We start from the raw sequence: 19,793 nt of genomic DNA, 5'->3' as shown, positions 1-19,793 counted from the left end.
CAGCCCCTGGCGTCGGCTACTGCGGGCGGCCAGCATCGCGGCCATCAACCAAGGAGCCCTGCATGGAAGACATTCACTTTAACTACCTGGCCATTGCCGCCGCCGCCCTCGTCTACTTCGCCATCGGCGGGCTCTGGTACTCGCCCATCCTGTTCGCMAAGGCCTGGGCGCGCGAGGCCGGCATGACGGAAGCGCAGATCCAGCAGCCGCCGCTGGGCCGCATCTTCGGCCTCTCGGCGCTGGCCTCGTTGGTCATGTCCGCCAATCTCGCCGCCTTCCTCGGCGCCAAGGCCAGCTTCAGCTTCGGCCTGTTCGCCGGCGCCGCGACCGGCATCGGCTGGGTGGCGATGGCGCTGGGCGTCATCTACCTGTTCGAGCAGCGCTCGCTCAAGCTGTGGCTCATCAACAGCGGCTACCAGGTCGTGGCCTTCACGGCGATGGGCGGCATCCTGGGCGCTTGGCGCTGAGGGGCGGTCAGCCACGCAACGCCGCCGCAACGCCCTGCCGGCACAGTGGCCGGCATGCCGATGGACGAGAACACCAGCCGCCTGCGGGCACTTACGGCGCCGCGCCGGGGCCTTCTGACCTGGTGGTCGCCGGGGCCGGGCGAGTTCAGCGCGCGAGTGGTGCTGGACGACGGCAGCTTGCGCGACTTCGACAGCCCCTTCGAACTGGCGCGCTTCCTGAGCACCCCTATGTCGAACGCGCCGGCCGCGTCGAGCGGCCTGCGCTGACCTCGCACAATCCGCGCATGCAAGAACCGTCGAGTGCCGGGCTGGAGCTGCGCGTGCTGGGGCCGGTGCGCCTGTGGCGCGGCGGCCAGCCTGTGGCCCTGACGAACCGCAAGACGCAGGCGCTGCTGCTGGTGCTGGCGCTGGACGGCGGCGCCAGCCGCCCAAGCCTGTGCGCGCTGCTGTGGCCGGACCTGGACGAGCCCAGCGCGCGCCGCAACCTGCGCCGCGAGCTGGCGCGGCTGCGCGAGGCGGGCGTGCCCGAGGCCTTCCGCGTCGACGACGACCACCTGCACCCCGGCGACACGATGAGCTGCGACCTGCTGCGGGCCGAAGCCACGCCCGAGCTGGCTCTGTCAGCCTGGCAGGGCGAGCTGGCGGACGGCCTGCAGCTGGACGACGCACCGCTGTTCGCGCCCTGGCTGAGCGCGGCCCGCGAGCGCGCGCTGCGGCTGCGGCTGCACGCTCTGGAAGCCGCCGCCACGGCGGCCGAGGCGCGCGCCGACCTGCCGGCAGCGCTGGGCCATGTGCAGGCGCTGCTGAGCGAGGACGGCCTGCAGGAACGCCACCACCGCCAGGCCATGCGCCTGCTGGCCGCCACCGGCCAGCGCGAGGCGGCGCTGCGCCAGTTCGAGCGCTGCCAAGCCTTGCTGGCCGCCGAGCTGGGTCTGGCGCCCATGCCCGAGACCGTGGCGCTGGCGCAGTCGCTGCGCGGCAACGCGGCGGCTGCCGCGCCCTTGCCCATCCGCCCGCCGCAGGCCTTGCCGGAGCGCCTGCCCTTCGTCGGCCGCGCCGCCGAGGTGGCCCGGCTGCAGGCGGCCTGGGCGCGCCGCACGGCGGTCGTCATCGTCGGCGAGGCCGGCGTCGGCAAGACCCGCCTGGCTACCGACTTCGCGGCCTCGCAAGGCGCCTATGCGCTGGTGCGCYGCCGCAGCGGCGACGGCGAGATCGCCTTTGGTGCCTGCGCCCGCGTGCTGCGCGTGCTGGCCGGCGAGCCGCCCGACCTGCGCGGGCTGGACGACTGGGTCGTGACCGAAGTCGCCCGGCTGCTGCCCGAACTGGGCCCGGCGCCCGCGCCGCTGCGCACGCAGGCCGAGCAGCTGCGCTTTGACGAGGCCTGCATCCAGGCCTGGCTGGCGCTGTCGCGCGGCGCCTTCGACGCCCTCGTGCTGGACGACTGGCAACTGGCCGACCCCGCCAGCCGCACGCTGCTGGCCCGCGCCGCCGCGCGCCGCCGGGAGGCGGGCGCCGAAGGCGCCATCGAGCTGGTCTGCTGGCGCGGCGCCAGCGACGACCCCGAGCTGCTGGGCCTGAGCGCGGCCCTCGCCGCCGAGACCGTCGCGCTGGGACCCTTGTCGGCCGAGGCGGTCTATGAGCTGGTGCGCCAGTTGTCCGGCGCCGCCGACCCGGTGCGCTTTGCCGAGCGCCTGTGCAGCGCCACCGGCGGCCACCCCTACTTCATCTCGGAGACGTTGCGCGACCTGGCCGAGACCGCCGTGCTCGGCGTCGACGAGCAAGGCCGCTGGCGCACGCCCTTCGACGCCGTGACACAGGACTACCGTGAGCTGCCCATGCCGGCCAGCGTGCGCGAGGCCGTGCTGGCGCGCGTGCGCCGCTTGGACGCGCCAACGGCACGCCTGCTGGAAGCGGCCGCGCTGGCCGGCGAGCCCTTTAGCGCCGCCTGGCTGGCGTCGGCCAGTGCGCTGTCTGAACTGGAGGCCGTGCAGGCGCTGGAGCAGGCCGCGCGAGCCGAGCTTGTGCGCGCCCACGCGGCCGGCGGCTATGCCTGGGCGCATGACCTGGCACGCCAGGCGCTGGACTCGGCCCTGGAGCCCGTGCGCCGCCGCCTGGTGCATCACCGACTGGCCCTGGGTGCCGAAGCGCTGGGCAGCAGCGCCGAGGCCGCGCGCCACTTCGAGGCCTGCGGCGAACCGCGCCGCGCCGTCGCCCACCGGCTGGCCGCAGGCGATGCTGCCCGCGCGCTGGCGGCACTGGGCGAAGCGGCGCGGCACTGGCAGCAGGGCCTGGCGGACGACCCGCCAGCGCCCCAGGCCGCCACGCTGCTGGCGCGCCTGCTGGAGGCCGAACACGGCCTGGGCCGCCACGCCGAAGCCGAGTCCTGCCGGCAGCGCCTGGAGGACCTGCGCGCCGGCACGGCGCTGCCGCCCGCCATCGAAGTCGACGCGGGCCACGCGCTGGCGCGCTACCTCGTGCGCGGCAAAAGTGCCCAGGCCGCACTGGCGTTGCTGGACACGCTGCCGCCGCCGGTCGACGACAGCCAACGGCTGCGCGGGTTGTCGCTGCGCATGGACGCGCTGCAGCAGCACGGCCGCATCGACGAAGCCCGCGCGCTGGGCGAGGAAGCGCTGGCCCTCATTCATCCGGCCCACCCCGAGCGTGCGGAGCTGCTGGGCTCGCTGGCCATGCTGGAGTTCTCTGCAGCGCGCTTCGATGTGGCGGTCGCGCGTGCCGACCTGTTCGTCACCGCCAGCCGGCAGCGCGGTGACGGCATGCTGCTCGCCCGCAGCCTGCAATTGCGCGGCGCTTTCGAGGCTGAGCGCGGCAACGTGGACATCGCCGAGGCCGACCTGCGCGAGGCCGCCGCGCTGGCCGGGCGCTTCGGCAACCGGCCCACGCAGCTGTTCGCCCTCTACAACCTGGCGGTCACCTTCCTGCAGCAGACGCGCCCGGCCGACGCGCTGCCGGTGGCCCTGGAGGGCTGGGCCTTGTGCGCCGAGCAGAAGGGCAGCGAGGCCAGGACGATGTTCCGCGCCCTCTTCATCGACGCCTACTTCATGGTCGGCGACTGGGGCCGCGCCTGGGCCCACATCGAACCGGCCATCGACGAGGTCATCGCCATCGGCCAGCCCATGTCCATTGCCGGCATCGCCATGGCGGTGCTGGAGCCGATGGCCGTGCTGGGCCAGTGGCCGCGCGCGGCGCCCCTGCTGGCAGCGCTGGACCACGATGCGCTGGCCCAGTCGCCCCAGGCCGGGCAACCAGTCTGGCTGGCCTGCGCGGTGGGCGCGCTGCTGCGCGGTGACGCGAGCGAAGCACGCGAATGGCTGCTGCGCCTGGGCCCGCCCGACGCCATCGAGAACCCGCGCGTGCGTCAGCGGCTGGCACTGGTGGACGCGCAACGCCGCTGCTGCGAAGGCGACAGCGCCGGCGCACTGGCGCTGCTGGCCGCCGACGACGCGCCGGGCATGAACGACGAACTGAGGCTGCGCATGCTGGCCGTGCGCTGCCGCGCCGGTGCCGACGCGTCACAGCTGGCCCTGGCGCGGGCGGTGCTCGATGACCCGCAAACCAACACCACCGCCGCGCTGGAGCTGGCGCAGGCCCTGGGCGGCGAGGTGCTCGCCGTATGGCTGGATCGCATTGGCGCCAGCCTGGCCGACTGGACCGAGGTGCAGGCCAGCTTCCGCACGACCTGGCGCTGAGCGCGGACGCGCCGCAACGGCGCGGCAACGGCCTCGTCCTACCGTGGCGGCACCCCATCTCGGAGCACGCCATGAAACTGATTGCATTCCCGACGGACGGCCTTCTGGCCAGCGGCATCGCACCGGCCGGGCCGCAGCGCGGCAACTCCGGCGCACCGCGCGGCTTTGCCAGCTCCTGCACCCGTCTGGCCGCAGCCGCGTCATTGCTGACCCTGTCGCTTTCCGCAACGGCGGCGGGCGTCGCCGTGGAGGCCTACCTCATCACGCAAAGCGGAGTCGAGCCCGGTGCGGACAATGTCATCACGACCTCTTCCTGCGCACCCGGCACCACCGTCTTCGACGAGTGCGTGAGATTCACCCGGAACATCGGGCTCGGCTCCCCATTGACAGACACCGGCACGGTGACCAAGGTGCGTTCGGTGTTCGATGCCGGCAACGGCTCTCAGGTGCCGAACTTCGTGATGAACAGCAAGGCACGCGCGTTCGCATCGATCGGCCAGCTGCACGCCTCCACCTTCGTGCAGTTGCAAGGCTCTGGAGGCAACAGAGTGACCATCGGCGGTCGCGCTTTTGCGCAGTTGTCAGATCGCGTGACCATTCGGTCGACCGTGCTGCCCGCCGGCACACCCGTGTCGGTCAAGGTGTTGATGGACGTGAGCGGGCAAGGCGGCGGGCAACTCTCCTTCGGCATCAACCAGTTCAACCAGACGGTGGACGTGGCCAGCGACTTCGGCGGCGCCGCGTTGGCGGACTACGAAACGACGTTCTCCGCCAAAGTCGGGGAAGAGATCTGGGTCACCTATGGGCTCACGGCCTTCACGCGCATGTTCTCCAGCGGCTGGGGGCCAGGCGACGTGCTCAACGGGCGCAACAACAGCGCCGATTACGGCAACTCCGCCTACCTCTACATGGGCGGCCTGGACCCGGCGCTAGGCATCACGCTGCACAGCGACAGCGGCTTTACCTACCCGGTGCCTTCGGCGGTGCCCGAACCGGCTGCGGCATGGCTGCTGCTGATCGGGCTGCCAGCGCTGGCGTGGCGGGCTCGCAAGCCGAGTCGTCGCGCTTGAAGGGCGTGGCGCGGGGTGCCGGGCCGACAGGCCCCAGTCAGGCACTTCATCCTTCTTCACCCCCTCGATACCAGCCGGCAGCCTGCCCATCGCAGCATCCCTCGACGGCCCAGCTTTCTTCGGGCCACCACCGCAAGGGAAGCGTATGCAAAAGTCATTGGCAGCGGCGGCTCGCGTTGGCGGGCTCGTGTTTCTCGCTTTGCAGCTCTGCGTCGGCGCGCGTGCGGCGCCGTTGGAGGCGGGCATCCAGCGCAAGGTGCGCGAGGCGACCTTCGAAGTCGTCCTGCCCAAGCCGGCCCAGGAGTCCGTCACCTACGACAAGCCCTGGCAGGAGCTGATTCCCTACCAGGCACGCTCCGACAAGTACGTGTCGATAGGGACTGCTTTCGCCATCGGCCCGAACCAGTACGCCACGGCCATGCACGTGCTGATCGCAGCGTTCGGCGATTCGCGCGGCGAGCCGATGCTGCGCGACGCGGACGGCAAGCTCTATCCGATCGCGCAGATCACCAAGGGCTCCACTGACCAGGACTTCGCGGTGTTCACGCTGGCGAAGCAGCCGGATCGTGTCGCCTTCCTGGAACTGAACGACAAGCCTGAACTCAACGAGACGGTCTACGCCGTCGGCAACGCACTCGGCGAGGGCGTCGTCATGCGGGAAGGCAACTACACGTCGGACACGCCGGAGGACGAGAGCGGGCGCTGGAAGTGGATGCGCTTCTCCGCGCCGATATCGGGCGGCAACAGCGGTGGACCGCTGATTGACGCCAAGGGCAGCGTGATCGGCCTCGTGCGCGCCATGCGCACCTCCGAGAACACGCTGAACATTGCCGTTCCTGCCGCGCTCGTGAAGAGCGCGCCAGACCATCTGGTGAGCACGGATTCGCGCGCTGTCACCGGCTTTGCCGTTTTCGACAAGACGCGGACGGGACGATTCAAGACGGACATCCCCGCGCCCAAGAGCTTCGCCGAACTGTCGGCGGCCTACCTGAAGGCGGTGGAGGAGTTCAATGCGACGCAGCTGCAAGGGCTGCTTGCCGACAACGCGACCGAGACCTTCCCCCGCGGCAGCGGCAGCGAACGGCTGCTTCACGGCCTCTACGAGCGCAGCGCGCCGGCCATCGTCGTACAGAACGGCAACGGCAACTGGACGTTCACGCAGCCGACCTACACGCGGCTCGATCTGGGCCGCGAGGGCTGGCAGGACTCGGCCAACTTCAAGGGCTACCTCGTGTTCCACCGGCACCAGCCGGACGACGTCAATCAGGCGAAGTGGTATTCGGACGCCCAGATGGTCAGGGAGGTGGTGCTCAAGGCGTCGCAGGCGACCATCCACATCAATGCCGAGAATGCCAAGGTCGTTTCAATGGGCGCCCCGACCGAGGACGCCCTCTTCACCGACACCTGGGGCCGGGTCTGGCAGGTGCGTGCCTGGCACGTCACCACCTGGTTCGGCAGCGACTGGCTGGTCGAATTCGACCTGCCCGTGCCCGACGGTTCGGTTGGTTTCGAGAGCAGGGTCTCGACGCTGGGGCGTAACTTCCAGATCGAGCGGATGAAGCTGCTGACCGGCTTCTTCGCAGCGTCCTATGAAGGCAAGCTCTCACAGTGGGACCGCTTCCTGTCGCAGCGGCCCCTGCTGCCCAAGCCGCTGGCGGCATCGGTGCTGCACATCGACTATGGCCGCAGCTTCGCGTTCGACGACAGCCGCGTGGCTTTCACCTACGGCCCCGAGTTGCAGAAGATCGATCAGGGCAGCCGTCTGCGGCTGGACTTCGCCTTCAGCCGTGAACCCGCAGGCGCCACGCTCGGCGTCGCAGGCGTCGTGGCCTACAACCCCGACGAGAAGACCGAGGTCGACGTCTTCCGCCATGGGACGCCCGCAGAAGTCGGCAGCGAGTCCGCGAAGACGGAATGGCGAAAACGACTCCATCACGCCCATCCTTACGACGCCGTTGCTCTGACTGCGAACAACAGGCAAATGATCAGCACGATCTATGGCGTTGCGGATGCCGAGCCGACTCCGGACGTGCTCTATACCTTCCAGTACCGAGCCGAGACCGGCACGCCCCAGGACCAGATGAAGGCCAAGCTCGATCTGCTGATGCAACAGACGAAGGTCAACGAGCGCTGATCGCGCGGCGGCAATTTATTCCCACTCGATGGTCGCGGGCGGCTTGCTGCTCACGTCGTAGGTCACGCGGTTGATGCCCCGCACCTCGTTGATGATGCGGCCCGACGTGCGCTTGAGCAGCGAGTAAGGCAGCTCGGCCCAGTCGGCGGTCATGAAGTCGCTGGTCTGCACGGCGCGCAGGGCCACGACGTAGTCGTAGGTGCGGCCGTCGCCCATGACGCCGACGCTCTTCACCGGCAGGAACACGGCAAAGGCCTGCGAGGTCAGCGCGTACCAGCTCTTGCCCGTGGCCGGGTCGATGGTGTTGCGAAGCTCCTCGATGAAGATCGCGTCGGCGCGGCGCAGCAGGTCGGCGAAGTCCTTTTTCACCTCGCCGAGGATGCGCACACCCAGACCCGGGCCGGGGAAGGGGTGGCGGTAGACCATGTCGGCCGGCAGGCCCAGCGCCACGCCCAGCGCGCGCACTTCGTCCTTGAACAGCTCGCGCAGCGGCTCCAGCAGCTTCAGCCCAAGCGTCTCGGGCAGGCCGCCGACGTTGTGGTGGCTCTTGATCGTCGTGGCCTTCTTGGTCTTGGTGCCACCGCTCTCGACGACGTCGGGATAGATGGTGCCCTGGGCCAGCCACTTGGCATTCTTGAGCTTGCTCGCCTCGGCCTGGAAGACCTCGACGAACTCGGCGCCGATGATCTTGCGCTTGCGCTCGGGGTCGGTCACGCCGGCCAGCTTGCCGAGGAAGACTTCGCTGGCGTCAACGCGGATCACCTTGGCATGCAGGCGGCCGACGAACATGTCCATCACCATGTCGCCCTCGTTCAGGCGCAGCAGGCCATGGTCGACGAAGACGCAGGTGAGCTGGTCGCCAATGGCGCGGTGGATGAGGGCTGCGGCCACGCTGGAGTCGACGCCGCCGGACAAGCCGAGGATGACCTCCTCGTCACCGACCTGCTCGCGGATCTTCGCGACGGCTTCGTCGATGTAGCTGCCCATCTGCCAGTCGCCCTGGCAACCGGCGATCTCGCGCACGAAGCGCGTGATGATGGCCGCTCCCTGAAGCGTGTGCGTGACCTCGGGGTGGAACTGGAAGGCATAGAGGCGGCGCTCTTCGTCGGCCATGCCGGCGATGGGGCAGCTGGGCGTGGACGCCATCAGCTTGAAGCCCGGCGGCAGCACGGTGACCTTGTCGCCGTGGCTCATCCAGGCCTTCAGCATGCCGTGGCCCTCGGGCGTCTCGAAGTCCTGGATGCCGCTGAGCAGCTGGGTGTGGCCATGCGCGCGCACCTCGGCGTAGCCGAACTCGCGGTGGTCGCTCCACTCAACGGTGCCGCCCAGCTGCACGGCCATGGTCTGCATGCCGTAGCAGATGCCCAGCACGGGCACTCCCAGGTCCCAGACGGCCTGCGGTGCGCGCAGCTCGTGGTCTTCGTAGGTGGAGGCGTGGCTGCCCGACAGGATGATGGCCTTGGGTGCGAACGACTTGATGAAGTCGTCGGACACGTCGTTCGGATGGATCTCGCAGAACACGGCCGCCTCGCGCACGCGGCGGGCGATGAGCTGGGTGACCTGGGAGCCGAAGTCGAGGATGAGGACCTTGTCGTGTTGCATAAGGCGTCTTTCAGGCCGGCTGGACGGGCTGCACCGGCGGGTGGCTGCGGAAGAAGAAGAGGGTGATCAGCATGGCCGCAGCTTGCAGCGCGGCGCAGGCGAAGAAGGGCAGGCCGATGAGGATGTCGCCCGCCGGGCGGTGCGACACCTGGGCGAGCAGCGTCAGGCCCACGAGGGGGGCGAAGACGGCCATCAGGCTGTTGAGTGAGGACACGGCGCCCATGGCCTTGCCCTGCTGGGTTGCCGGGGCGGCGTTGGAGATGATGCTTTGCAAGGCTGCCGTCGCCACGCCGCCCAGCAGGTTGAAGCCGATGATGACGTACATCATCCAGGCCTCGGTGGCCAGGCCGAAGCCCAGGTAGGCGAGCGAGGCCGACGTCATGCTGATGAGGGCCAGCCGCTGCGCATTGAAACGGGCCAGCAGCGGCTTGAGCAGCACGCCCTGGCTCAGCACCGACACGATGCCCACGGCCAGCAGCGACCAGCCCACCTCCCGCGGCCCCCAGCCAAAGCGGAACTTGGTGTACAGCACCCAGGTCATGTGCAGCATGAACTGCGCGAGCGACGACAGCGCGATGACGGTCACCAGCGAGCCCACGCCCTTCAGCGCGGCCAGGCCGCGCAACGCGGTGACGGGGTTGGCCTTTTTCCAGTCGAAGGGGCTGCGCCTGTCCTTTGGCAGGGACTCGGGCAGCACGAAGAAGCCATAGCACCAGTTCACCAGCGCCATGCAGCCGGCGGCAATGAAGGGCCAGTGCACGTCGTAATGGCCCAGCCAGCCGCCCACGACCGGGCCGAGGATGAAACCGATGCCGAACATCGCGCCAAGCTGGCCGAAGCGGCGTGCACGGTCTTCCGGTGCCGTGATGTCGGCCACGTACGCATTGGCGATGGCGATGTTGGCCTGCATGGCACCCGAGAACAGGCGCACCACCACCAGCATCCACAGCGCCGTGGCCATGGCCGTCACGAAAAAGCTGAGCGCCAGGCCGGCAAAGCCGATCAGCAGCACCGGGCGGCGGCCGAAGCGGTCCGACAGCGAGCCCAGCACCGGCGAGCCGAAGAAGTTGGCCACGCCGAAGGCCATGGTCACCAGCAGGTAGGCCGAGGTCTGCTCGTCGTTGCTGTTCGTGAACGTGCCGACGATGTGGGGCAGCACCGGCACCATCAGGCCGATCGAGATCATGTCGATCAGCACGGCGGCCATGATGAAGCCCATGGCCGGGGTGCGTTGCGGGGAGGGGCTCATCGGGTTCCTGAAAAGCGAAACGGGGCGATCTGGCGTCGCCCCGTTTGCAGTGGTTGGGCCTCAGCCCGCGCTGCGGTAGTTCGGTGCTTCCTTCGTGATCTGCACGTCGTGGACATGGCTCTCGCGCATGCCCGCCGTCGTGATCTCGACGAACTCGGCCTTGTTCTGCATGTCTTCAATTGACCCGCAGCCGCAGTAGTGCATCGACGCCTTCAGGCCGCCGGCCATCTGGAAGATGACCTGCACGACCGAGCCCTTGTAGGGCACCTGGCCCTCGATGCCTTCCGGCACGAGCTTGGACGTGTTCGGGTTGTTGGCCGACGTGTCCTGGAAATAGCGGTCCGCGCTGCCCTTGGCCATGGCGCCCATGGAACCCATGCCGCGGTAGCTCTTGAAGGTGCGGCCTTGGTAGAGGACGACCTCACCCGGCGCTTCCTCGGTGCCGGCAAAGGCGCCGCCCATCATGACGCTGTCGGCACCCGCGGCGATGGCCTTGGCCAGGTCGCCCGAGTAGCGCACGCCGCCGTCGGCGATGACCGGCACGCCGGTGCCCTTGAGGGCCGTGACGACGTTGTCGATGGCCGTGATCTGCGGCACGCCCACGCCCGCGACGATGCGCGTCGTGCAGATGGAGCCGGGGCCGATACCGACCTTGACGCCGTCCGCGCCGGCTTCCACCAGCGCCAGCGCTGCGGCACCGGTGGCGATATTGCCGCCGATGATGTCGACGTTGGGGTAGGCGCGCTTGATCCAGCGCACGCGCTCCAGCACGCCGGCGCTGTGGCCGTGCGCGGTGTCCACGATGATGGCGTCGACACCGGCGCGCACCAGCAGCTCGACGCGCTGCTCGGTGTCCTCGCCGAAGCCCACCGCCGCGCCGACGCGCAGCTTGCCCTGGGCATCACGGGCGGCGTTGGGGAAGCTGGTCTGCTTGGTGATGTCCTTGGTGGTCATCAGGCCGCGCAGCTCGAAGGCGTCGTTGACGACGACGACGCGCTCCAGCTTGTGCTTGTGCATCAGCGCCTTGGCCTCGTCGGTGGACGCGCCATCCTTGACGGTGATGAGCTTTTCGGCCGGCGTCATGATCTCGCTGACCTTGGCATCCATGCGCGTCTCGAAGCGCAGGTCGCGGCCGGTGACGATGCCGATGACGCGCTTGCCTTCGACGACCGGGAAGCCCGAGAAGCCGTGCAGCTGGGTCAGCTCCATCGCCTCGCGCACGGTGGTGTTCGGGCCGACGGTCAGCGGCTCGCGGACGACGCCGCTCTCGTAGCGCTTGACCCGGGCGACTTCGCGCGCCTGTGCTTCGGCGCTGAGGTTCTTGTGCACGATGCCGATGCCGCCCTCCTGCGCGATCGCAATCGCGAGGCGGGCCTCGGTCACGGTGTCCATCGCGGCGGACACCAGCGGCAGGTTCAGGGGGATATTGCGCGACAGGCGGGTCGCAAGGCTGGTGTCGCGGGGCAACACCTGGGAGAACGCTGGCACCAACAGAACATCGTCGAAGGTGAGCGCTTTGCCGAGAAGGCGCATGAGAAAGGCTCCAGACGCAAAGCGGCATTATACGGAGGGCCTCCCGCTACACTTCGGCCCATGCGTCACAAGCCCCTTTTCATCGCCCTCCTCGGCCTGGTTTTTGCCCTGTCCGCGCAGGCGCAATGGAAGTGGAAGGACGCCAAGGGCAACGTTCAGTACAGCGATCGCCCGCCGCCGGCCGGCACGCCGGACAAGGACATTCTTTTGCGCCCCGCCACGGCCGCCGCGCGCAGCATCACGGTCTCGCCGGCCGGCGTTCCCGCCAGCGCCCCCGCCTCTGCCCCGAAGCCAGCCGCCAGCGCGCCGACCAAGGCCGAGCAGGATGCGGCCTCGCGCCAGAAGCAGGACCAGGACCGCGAGAACGCCAAGCAGAAGGAAGAAGAGCGCCGCATTGCCGAGCAGAAGCGCGAGAACTGCAGCCGCGCCCAGGCGCAGTTGCGTGACCTGCAGAGCGGCATTCGCATCACCCGCACCAATGAGGCGGGTGAGCGCGTCTTCATGGACGATGTGCAGCGCCAGGCCGAGGCTGAACGCGCGCGCGGGCTGGTCGCCAGCGAGTGCAAGTAAGACCTGGCAAGTAGGCCCGGCTCAGCCGCCGCCCGCCTTGGGCCGGTGGCGCGAGACGATGCGCTCGCCGCGCTTGGCATAGCGCAGCCGGCGCGCCTCCATCGGGTCGACGATCAGCGGGCGATAGACCTCGATGCGGTCACGCTCGCGTAGCGGGGTTTCCAGCGGCCGCACACGGCCCCAGATGCCGATGCGGAACTGGTCCAGTGGCAAGTTGAAGTCAGCACAGCCACGCAGCGCCGAAGCGATCGTCGCGCCCTCCTCCACCTCCAGCCAGCGCTGCTGCACGTCGCCGGCTGCCACGCTCCAGACCAGCTCAACGCGCACCGTAGAGGCCTTCCGCGCGCTGCACGAAGCTGTCGACGAAGGTGTTGGCGATGCGGTCGAAGACCGGGCTGACCACCGCCTCCAGCGCGCCGCTGCTGAAGGCGTAGCTCAGCTCGAAGACGATCTTGCAGGCGGTGGGCTCGCCCTCGGTGCCGGGCTTGTTCAGCGGCAGGAACTGCCAGACGCCGTCGAGATGCGAGAAGGGGCCGTCCACCAGCCCCATGTCGACGCTGGGGCCCGCCTCGTCGTTGCCGTCATGGTTGCGATTGCGCGTCGTGAACGCGTAGCGTACGCCGGCATAGGCCAGGTGCAGGCGGGCCGTGACGGCATCGCCCTCGCGCGCCAGCACCTCCACCTTGTTGCACCAGGGCAGGAACTCGGGATAGCGCTCCACGGCGGTGACCAGCTCGTACATCTCGCGGGGCGTGTACCAGAGCAGAACGGACTTTTTGACCTGCTTCATAGAATGCCAGGATTGTAAGAAGGGCCTAGCGCCCCACATCCCACTTCATGTCCATCGCCGAGAACCGCCGCGCCCGTTACGACTACCACATCGAAGAAAAGTTCGAGGCCGGTGTGGTGCTGTCCGGCTGGGAGATCAAGGCCATCCGCGCTGGCCAGGTGCAACTGACTGACGGCTACGTGCTGATCAAGAACGGCGAGCTGTTCCTGATCGGCTGCCGCATCAACCCGCTGCGCAGCGCCTCAACCCATGTCTCGCCCGAGGCGGACCGCACCAAGAAGCTCTTGATGCACAAGGCCGAGATCAAGCGGCTGGTGGGCAAGGTGGAACAGCGCGGCTTCACGCTGGTGCCGCTGAACCTGCACTACAAGGACGGCCGCGTGAAGGCCGACATCGCGCTGGCCAAGGGCAAGGCAGAGCACGACAAGCGCAATACCGAGAAGGAGCGGGACTGGGAACGGGAGAAGGGCCAACTGATGCGCCACAAGGTCTCGAACAAGAGCTGAGAGGCTGAGCCCGCTCAGCGCCGCGCCGCGGCCAGCTGCACAACCTTGGCCATCGCCGTATCGAAACGCGCAATCGCATCGGCCTTGTTCATGCCTTTGGGGAAGGCCAGGAGCAGCGGGTCGTGCACCAGCGGGGTGGGCAGCAGCACGAAGCGTGACTCCTGGCCCCGCAGCGACGGGTGGCTGGCCAGAGCCAGCTCGAAGCCGCGCTGCCCGTTGCCGATGAGCGCGCCGTCCAGCCGCCCCGCCAGCAGCTTGCGCAGCCGGCTGGCCTGGCTGATGTCGCGGTCCACCTGGAAGAGGCCGTCGCGGATCGCCTGGTCCATCGCCTCACCGTAGCTGGCGCCCAGCACCCCGCCGATCAGCTTGCCGCGCAGGTCGTCCAGACCATGCAGCGGGAACTCGTGGCCCTTCAGAACCGCCACATGAATGTCGTCGCTGTAGATAGGCCGCGAGAAATCGCACTGCTCCCGCCGCTCGGCCGTGGTCGACACGCCGATCAGCCCGCCCTGCTGGCGCCGGGCCATCTCGTAGGCGCGCTTCCAGGGCATCAATTGCAGCTCGTAGCTGTCGCCGCTGTAGTGCTCGGCCTGGCGCAGCAGCTCGGCAAGAACACCCGCCGGCTGGCCCTRCACGAGGTGGATCACCGGGGCATAGCTGTCATCGCCAAAGACGACCAGGCGCTCGGCCTGCACCCGCGATGCGGCAAGCAGCAGGGCCAGACCAAGCAGCATCCATCGACGCATCGCAAGCATGAAGTCCGCCCAGCAGAAACAGGGCAGCAGAGGATAGCGCGGGAGAAGTCCGTCAGACGGCCGTGCGCAGGCCGGCAAGCGCCTGCTCGATGTCGGCCTCGAGGTCGGCGCCGTCTTCCAGACCGATGGCAAACCGCACCAGCGTGCCGCCGTCGAAGGGCAGCGGCAGGTTGCGGCTGCGGCTCATGTCGTAGGGCACGGCCAGGCTCATGGGGCCGGCCCAGGAGTAGCCGATGCCGAAGAGCTGCAAGGCGTCGACAAAGGCGTCGACTTGAGCGGCGGAGTAGCCCGGTTTGAAGACAGCCGAGAACAGGCAGGCCGCGCCAGAACCGCCAACGGCCAGCCAGTGCTCATGGCCCGGCGAACCCGGCAGCGCGGGATGGAAGACGCGCGCGACCTCCGGCCGGCCGGCCACCCAGCTGGCCAGCTCGCGCGTCACGCGGTCCTGCGCCGCGTAGCGCAGCGGCATCGTCGGCAGGCCACGCAGCACCAGCTCGACGTCGTTCTGGCCCAGGCCGTAGCCGAGGTGCTCGTGGGCAAGGTTGAGGCGGTCATGTAAGCGCCTGTCGCGTGTGCAGACCGAGCCCATCAGCACGTCGGCGCCGCCGCTGGGGTATTTGGTCAGTGCCTGCATGACGATGTCGGCGCCCAGGCCCGGGTGGGTCGCGGGCGCCGGCTCGAAGCCGTTGAAGGCCAGGCCCGCGCCCCAGGTGTTGTCCAGCGCCGTGGTGATGCCGCGCGCGCGGCAGGCGGCGAGCGTGCCCAACAGATCGGGGAACTCCAAGGTGATCGAGCCCGCCGCTTCCAGCCAAACGAGTTTCGTGTTGTCGCGCAGCTCGGGCACCGTCAGCGGGTCGTAGAAACGGTGCGTGACGCCCCACTGCGGCAACCAGGACTCGGTCAGGTAGCGGTTCTGGCCGTAGACGTTGTCCGGCACCAGCACCTCGTCACCGGGGCGCAGCACGGCCAGCGACGGCAGCGTCACGGCCGCCAGGCCGCTGGGCACCAGCAGGCAGTGCTCGGCATGCTCCAGCGTGGCGATGCGCGCGGCCAGCGTGTAGCTGGTGGGCGTGCCGTGCAGGCCGTAGCGGTAGCTCAGGCCGTCGCGCGGCCGGGGCTTGTGCAGGTCGGCCGTGTCCTTGAACAGCACCGTCGATGCCTTGGCCACCGGCACGGGCACCGCGTCCCAGCCTTCGGGGGCGCGGTAGGGGTGGTGGATCAGCTCGGTCGACGGTCCGCGCGTCATACGAGCGAAGCGACGAGGTCGTGGCCGTCCGCCGCGACGACGCGGGCGCGCACGAAGTCGCCAACCTTCATCGTCTTGCTGGCCTTCTCGGGCGGCAGGATCTTCACGGTGCCGTCGATCTCGGGCGCGTCGGCGTAGGAGCGGCCCACGCCGCCCTTGCGGCCCAGGCCCGGCGCGGAGTCGACCAGCACCTGCAGTGTCTGGCCGACACGGGCCTGCAGCTTGGCGGTGGACACTTGCTCCGCCACCGCCATGAAGCGCGCACGGCGCTCTTCGCGGACCTCCTTGGGCAGCGCGCCTTCGATGTCGTTGGCGCTCGCGCCCTCGACGGGCGAGTAGGCGAAACAACCCGCGCGGTCGATCTGCGCTTCCTGCATGAAGTCCAGCAGATGCTGGAACTCGGCCTCGGTCTCGCCGGGGAAGCCAGCGATGAAGGTGGAGCGGATGACCAGCTCCGGGCAGGCCTCGCGCCAGCGCAGGATGCGCTCCATGTTCTTCTCGCCGTTGGCCGGGCGCTTCATGCGCTTGAGCACATCGGGGTGGGAATGCTGGAAGGGCACGTCCAGGTAGGGCAGCACCAGGCCCTCGGCCATCATGGGCAGCACGGCGTCCACGTGCGGATACGGGTAGACGTAGTGCAGGCGAACCCAGGCGCCGAAGGGCTTGGCGATCTCGCCGAGCTGGGCGACCAGGTCCAGCATGCGGGTCTTGACCGGCTTGCCGTCCCAGAAGCCCATGCGGTACTTCACGTCCACGCCGTAGGCGGAGGTGTCCTGGCTGATGACCAGCAACTCCTTGACGCCGCTCTCGAACAGCGCGCGGGCCTCGTTCAGCACGTCGCCGATGGGGCGGGACACCAGGTCGCCGCGCATGCTGGGGATGATGCAGAACGAGCAGCGGTGGTTGCAGCCCTCGCTGATCTTCAGATAGGCGTAGTGCTTGGGCGTCAGCTTCACGCCGAAGCTGGGCACCAGGTCGACGAAGGGATCGTGGGGCTTGGGCACATGCGTGTGCACCGCGTCCATGACCTCCTGCGTCGCATGCGGGCCGGTCACGGCCAGCACGCTGGGGTGGATCTGGCGCACCAGGCTGCCGGCATCGCTGCTGCCGGCGCCGGCCTTGGCGCCCAGGCAACCGGTGACGATGACCTTGCCGTTCTTGGCCAGGGCCTCGCCGATGGTGTCCAGGCTCTCCTTGACGGCGTCGTCAATGAAGCCGCAGGTGTTGACGATCACCAGGTCGGCCCCGGCAAAGGTCTTCGAGGTGTCGTAGCCCTCGGCGCGCAGCTGCGTGAGGATCAATTCGCTGTCGGTCAGGGCCTTGGGACAGCCAAGGCTGACGAAGCCGATCTTGGGCGCGGCGGCCGGAGCGGCGAGGGTGGCAGATTCATTCATCGCCGTATTTTCGGCGATGTCGGCCGGTCAGGGCTTTTTGCTGCCTGGCGGCACGGTGAACGGGAACAAAGAGCCGGCATTTTTCAGCTGTTCCTGCCACTGATTCATCAGCGTCTTGGACTGCTCGGCATAGCCGCCCATCAGCCCGGTCCACGCGTCGGGCGTGAAGGGGATGCCGCCTGGCGTCTGCTCTGTGAAGCGCGACTGCAGGTCGGTGAAGGCCTGCATCTGGCGCTCCAGCAGGCCGCCCATGACGCCCTGCATCGCGCCGCCGTAGAACCGGATGATCTGGGCCAGCGAGCTGGTCGAGAACATCGGCACGCCGCCGGTTTCCTCCTCCAGGATGATCTGAAGCAGGATGGCGCGGGTCAGGTCGTCCTGCGTCTTGGCGTCGTGCACCTCGAAGGCGATGCCCTCGAGCACCATGCGCTTCACGTCGGCCAGCGTGATGTAGCTGCTGGTCTGTGTGTCGTAGAGGCGGCGGTTGGGATACTTCTTGAGAATGCGCAGGCCKGGCTTGGCCTCGCCAGCGGAAGTCTCTTCAGTGGATGCCGGCTTCTTGCGGGCAGTCGCCATTCGGGAATCTCCTGTGCAGTGCAACAAATTCTAGGCAGACCCCGAATGTCGCTCCGAACGGGTTTCCCTGAGTCTCTGTAAAGCCACATTGCCATAGACAGGTGACGCAATTGGCGACGCCGGCTTGTCAGGTGGCGTGCCGCGCCGTCAATAGTTCCCGCTGGCGCTGGTTTTCGCCGCTGTTCGCACGACTGCGCCTGCAACCCGCCGACCACAATTCCAAGCCCAGTTCTGTCCGTCCCCCCGCCGTCGCCCATGCGCTTCGCCCCTTCCGACGCGACAACCGAGGCGCTGCCGGGCGCCCTGCCCGCTTCGCCCGCTCCAGCCGCGCCCCGTGATGCACAGGCGGCGCTGGATTTCTACGCCCAGGTGCTGAACGCCAGCTCGCTGGAAGCGGCTGCGCATCGGCTCGTGGCGCTGCTGAGCCAGCGGTTTACGCCGTCCCGCGTCTCGCTGGGCATGGTGCAGGACGGGCGCACGGCCCTGCTCGCCAGCTCCCACCTCGACGCCGCCAAGCCGCAGGCCGACGCCGTCCAGCGACTCGTCGGCGCGCTGGACGAGGCCATCGATCAGGCGCTCAGCACCCGCTTCCCGACGCCCGATGAAGAGGCTCCGCAAGGCCTGCCGCCCATCACCGTGGAATTGCGGGCGCTGCAGCGCCTGGCCGGCGGCGCGGTTGCCGTCGTGCCGCTGGGCCAGGCCGGCGAGGTCTTCGGCGCGGTGTGCATCGAACGCGACGGCGCGCCATTCACTGTGGAGGAACTGCGCTCGGTGGAGGACCTGATGGCACTCGCCGTGCCCGCGCTGCAGTGGATGCGCCAGGGCCAGTCCTCGGCCTGGCAGCGCCTGCACCGCGATATGGGCCTCGCCTGGCAGCGCCTGCGCCAGCCGGACCGCGCCACGGCGCGCCGGCTCTGGCTGGGCGGCGCGCTGCTACTGGCTTTCCTGGCCGCCGCGCCTCTGGAGCGCGAGGTGAGCGGCCGCGCGCGCATCGAAGGCGCCGAGCAGCGCGTGCTCGTTGCGCCGGCGGATGGCTTCATCAAGACGGCGCACGTGCGGCCGGGTGACCGCGTGAAGGCCGACGCACCGCTCGTTGACCTGCTGGAAGGCGACCTGCGGCTGGAACAGGAGCGCGGCGCCAGCCAGTTGGCGCAGCACGAGAACGCCTACGCCGCCGCTATGGCCAAGGCCGACCGCACCGCCGCCGCCACCAGCCTGGCACGCATCACCGAGGCCCAGGCCCAGCTGGCACTGGTGACCGAACAGCTCGCCCGCGGCCGCGTGGTGGCGCCCTTCGACGCGCTGGTCATCCAGGGCGACCTCAGCCAGTCCATCGGCATGCCGGTGCGCCAGGGCGACACGTTGCTGACGCTGGCCACCACCGGCCGCCAGCGCGTCATCGTGCAGGTGGACGAAGTCGACATCGCCCGTGTGCGGCCGGGCCAGCCGGGGCAGCTGGCGCTGTCGTCGCTGCCCTGGGACCGGCAGGACATCGTCGTCGAGCGCATCACGCCGCTGGCCAAGGCGGTCGACGGCCGCAATGTCTTCGAGGTGGAAGCCCGCCTGCTGGCGCCGCGGGATGACGTGCGGCCAGGGCTGCTCGGCCGCGCCAGCCTGGTCGTCRGCCGCATGCCGCCGCTGTGGGCCTGGGCCGGGCATGCGCTGGACCGCGCCCGCGTGGCCTGGTGGGCCTGGCTGGGCTGAGCCATGAGCAGCCTGCACAGCCCGCGCTGGCACCGCGTCAGCCATCTGCGGCCTCGCCTGGTGCAGAGCCTGCGCGTGCGGCGCCAGCAGCTGCGCGGTGAACGCTGGCTGCTGCTGACGGCCACGGCGGGTGGCCGCAGCGTGCGGCTCAACGCCGGTGCCTACGCGCTGGCAGGCCGCTTCGACGGCCGCCAGACCGTGCAGGCGCTGTGGGATGCCCAGCTCGCCCAGGCCGGCGAGCCGCCGACGCAGGACGAGGTCATCGATCTGCTGGCGCAACTGCGCGAGGCCGGCCTCGTGCAACTCGACCAGACCGCCGACTTCGACCGCCTGCTGCCCCATCTGAAAGAGGTGTCCGGGCCGACCCGCGGCGGCAGCCTGCTGGCCTGGCGGCTGCCGCTGCTGGACCCGAGCCGCCTGCTCGACCGCCTGCTGCCGCTGGCCCGGGCCGCGTTCTCGCCCGCCGGCGCCGTGGCCTGCGCGCTGGCGC

The 19,793-nt window shown here is 69.3% G+C and carries 18 protein-coding genes; 9 read left to right on the top strand and 9 right to left on the bottom strand.

Annotation, left to right across the window (positions count from 1 at the left end):
- The first annotated feature begins 62 nt into the window (after nt 1–62).
- The 5 genes from ACXRVZ_RS17320 to ACXRVZ_RS17300 all read left to right on the top strand — a co-directional run bounded on the left by ACXRVZ_RS17320 (nt 63) and on the right by ACXRVZ_RS17300 (nt 7,378).
- Entirely contained in the window at nt 63–467 is a 405-nt protein-coding gene (locus tag ACXRVZ_RS17320) for a DUF1761 domain-containing protein (protein ID WP_457426234.1), read from the top strand.
- Between the two features lie 54 nt (nt 468–521).
- Nucleotides 522–734, top strand: coding sequence for a hypothetical protein (locus tag ACXRVZ_RS17315; RefSeq protein WP_457426236.1), 213 nt, complete (start codon nt 522–524; stop codon nt 732–734).
- Nucleotides 735–751: 17 nt separating this feature from the next.
- Nucleotides 752–4,174, top strand: coding sequence for an ATP-binding protein (locus tag ACXRVZ_RS17310; protein WP_458232626.1), 3,423 nt, complete (start codon nt 752–754; stop codon nt 4,172–4,174).
- Between the two features lie 71 nt (nt 4,175–4,245).
- On the top strand, nt 4,246–5,244 hold the full coding sequence (locus tag ACXRVZ_RS17305) for a hypothetical protein (RefSeq protein ID WP_457426240.1): 999 nt from the start codon (nt 4,246–4,248) through the stop codon (nt 5,242–5,244).
- A 145-nt stretch (nt 5,245–5,389) separates the two neighbouring features.
- On the top strand, nt 5,390–7,378 hold the full coding sequence (locus ACXRVZ_RS17300; protein WP_458232625.1) for a trypsin-like peptidase domain-containing protein: 1,989 nt from the start codon (nt 5,390–5,392) through the stop codon (nt 7,376–7,378).
- 15 nt (nt 7,379–7,393) lie between these two features.
- Here ACXRVZ_RS17300 and guaA read toward each other — a convergent pair whose 3' ends face one another.
- From guaA to guaB, 3 genes are read right to left on the bottom strand one after another with little or no spacing between them, the layout of a single operon-like run.
- Nucleotides 7,394–8,980, bottom strand: coding sequence for a glutamine-hydrolyzing GMP synthase (guaA, locus tag ACXRVZ_RS17295; RefSeq protein ID WP_457426244.1), 1,587 nt, complete (start codon nt 8,978–8,980; stop codon nt 7,394–7,396).
- Nucleotides 8,981–8,990: 10 nt separating this feature from the next.
- Nucleotides 8,991–10,229 (bottom strand): TCR/Tet family MFS transporter, encoded by a 1,239-nt coding sequence (locus ACXRVZ_RS17290; RefSeq protein ID WP_458232624.1) that lies wholly within the window; start codon nt 10,227–10,229, stop codon nt 8,991–8,993.
- Between the two features lie 60 nt (nt 10,230–10,289).
- Complete coding sequence (gene guaB / locus ACXRVZ_RS17285; RefSeq protein ID WP_457426248.1) at nt 10,290–11,762, bottom strand: IMP dehydrogenase; 1,473 nt, start codon at nt 11,760–11,762, stop codon at nt 10,290–10,292.
- Between the two features lie 60 nt (nt 11,763–11,822).
- Here guaB and ACXRVZ_RS17280 point away from each other — a divergent pair, with 60 nt between their 5' ends.
- Complete coding sequence (locus ACXRVZ_RS17280; protein WP_457426250.1) at nt 11,823–12,332, top strand: DUF4124 domain-containing protein; 510 nt, start codon at nt 11,823–11,825, stop codon at nt 12,330–12,332.
- 21 nt (nt 12,333–12,353) lie between these two features.
- Here ACXRVZ_RS17280 and ACXRVZ_RS17275 read toward each other — a convergent pair whose 3' ends face one another.
- Nucleotides 12,354–12,659 (bottom strand): RnfH family protein, encoded by a 306-nt coding sequence (locus tag ACXRVZ_RS17275; protein WP_457426252.1) that lies wholly within the window; start codon nt 12,657–12,659, stop codon nt 12,354–12,356.
- Complete coding sequence (locus ACXRVZ_RS17270) at nt 12,649–13,122, bottom strand: type II toxin-antitoxin system RatA family toxin (protein ID WP_458232623.1); 474 nt, start codon at nt 13,120–13,122, stop codon at nt 12,649–12,651. Before ACXRVZ_RS17270 ends, ACXRVZ_RS17275 begins: the two co-directional genes overlap by 11 nt.
- Before the next feature lie 47 nt (nt 13,123–13,169).
- Here ACXRVZ_RS17270 and smpB point away from each other — a divergent pair, with 47 nt between their 5' ends.
- On the top strand, nt 13,170–13,628 hold the full coding sequence (gene smpB / locus ACXRVZ_RS17265; protein ID WP_458232622.1) for an SsrA-binding protein SmpB: 459 nt from the start codon (nt 13,170–13,172) through the stop codon (nt 13,626–13,628).
- Between the two features lie 14 nt (nt 13,629–13,642).
- Here the strand turns inward: smpB and ACXRVZ_RS17260 are convergent, their stop codons facing one another.
- The 4 genes from ACXRVZ_RS17260 to phaR form a co-directional block, all read right to left on the bottom strand.
- Complete coding sequence (locus tag ACXRVZ_RS17260; protein ID WP_458232621.1) at nt 13,643–14,362, bottom strand: substrate-binding periplasmic protein; 720 nt, start codon at nt 14,360–14,362, stop codon at nt 13,643–13,645.
- Nucleotides 14,363–14,435: 73 nt separating this feature from the next.
- A complete protein-coding gene (locus tag ACXRVZ_RS17255; protein WP_457426260.1) occupies nt 14,436–15,629 on the bottom strand; it encodes a PLP-dependent transferase in 1,194 nt (397 codons plus the stop codon).
- Nucleotides 15,626–17,023, bottom strand: a complete 1,398-nt coding sequence (rimO, locus tag ACXRVZ_RS17250; RefSeq protein ID WP_457426262.1) for a 30S ribosomal protein S12 methylthiotransferase RimO — start codon at nt 17,021–17,023, stop codon at nt 15,626–15,628. The genes ACXRVZ_RS17255 and rimO overlap by 4 nt, the downstream gene beginning before the upstream one ends.
- 27 nt (nt 17,024–17,050) lie before the next feature.
- Nucleotides 17,051–17,599, bottom strand: a complete 549-nt coding sequence (gene phaR / locus ACXRVZ_RS17245; RefSeq protein ID WP_457426264.1) for a polyhydroxyalkanoate synthesis repressor PhaR — start codon at nt 17,597–17,599, stop codon at nt 17,051–17,053.
- 255 nt (nt 17,600–17,854) lie between these two features.
- Between phaR and ACXRVZ_RS17240 the strand changes: the two genes are divergently transcribed.
- Nucleotides 17,855–19,303, top strand: a complete 1,449-nt coding sequence (locus ACXRVZ_RS17240; RefSeq protein ID WP_458232620.1) for an HlyD family efflux transporter periplasmic adaptor subunit — start codon at nt 17,855–17,857, stop codon at nt 19,301–19,303.
- A 3-nt stretch (nt 19,304–19,306) separates the two neighbouring features.
- Nucleotides 19,307–19,793, top strand: a 487-nt coding sequence (locus tag ACXRVZ_RS17235) for a PqqD family protein (RefSeq protein WP_458232619.1), incomplete at its 3' end; no start/stop codon positions are given.

The sequence above is a fragment of the Roseateles sp. P5_E8 genome (assembly GCF_054177665.1).
This window is presented reverse-complemented; position numbering and strand designations above follow the sequence as displayed.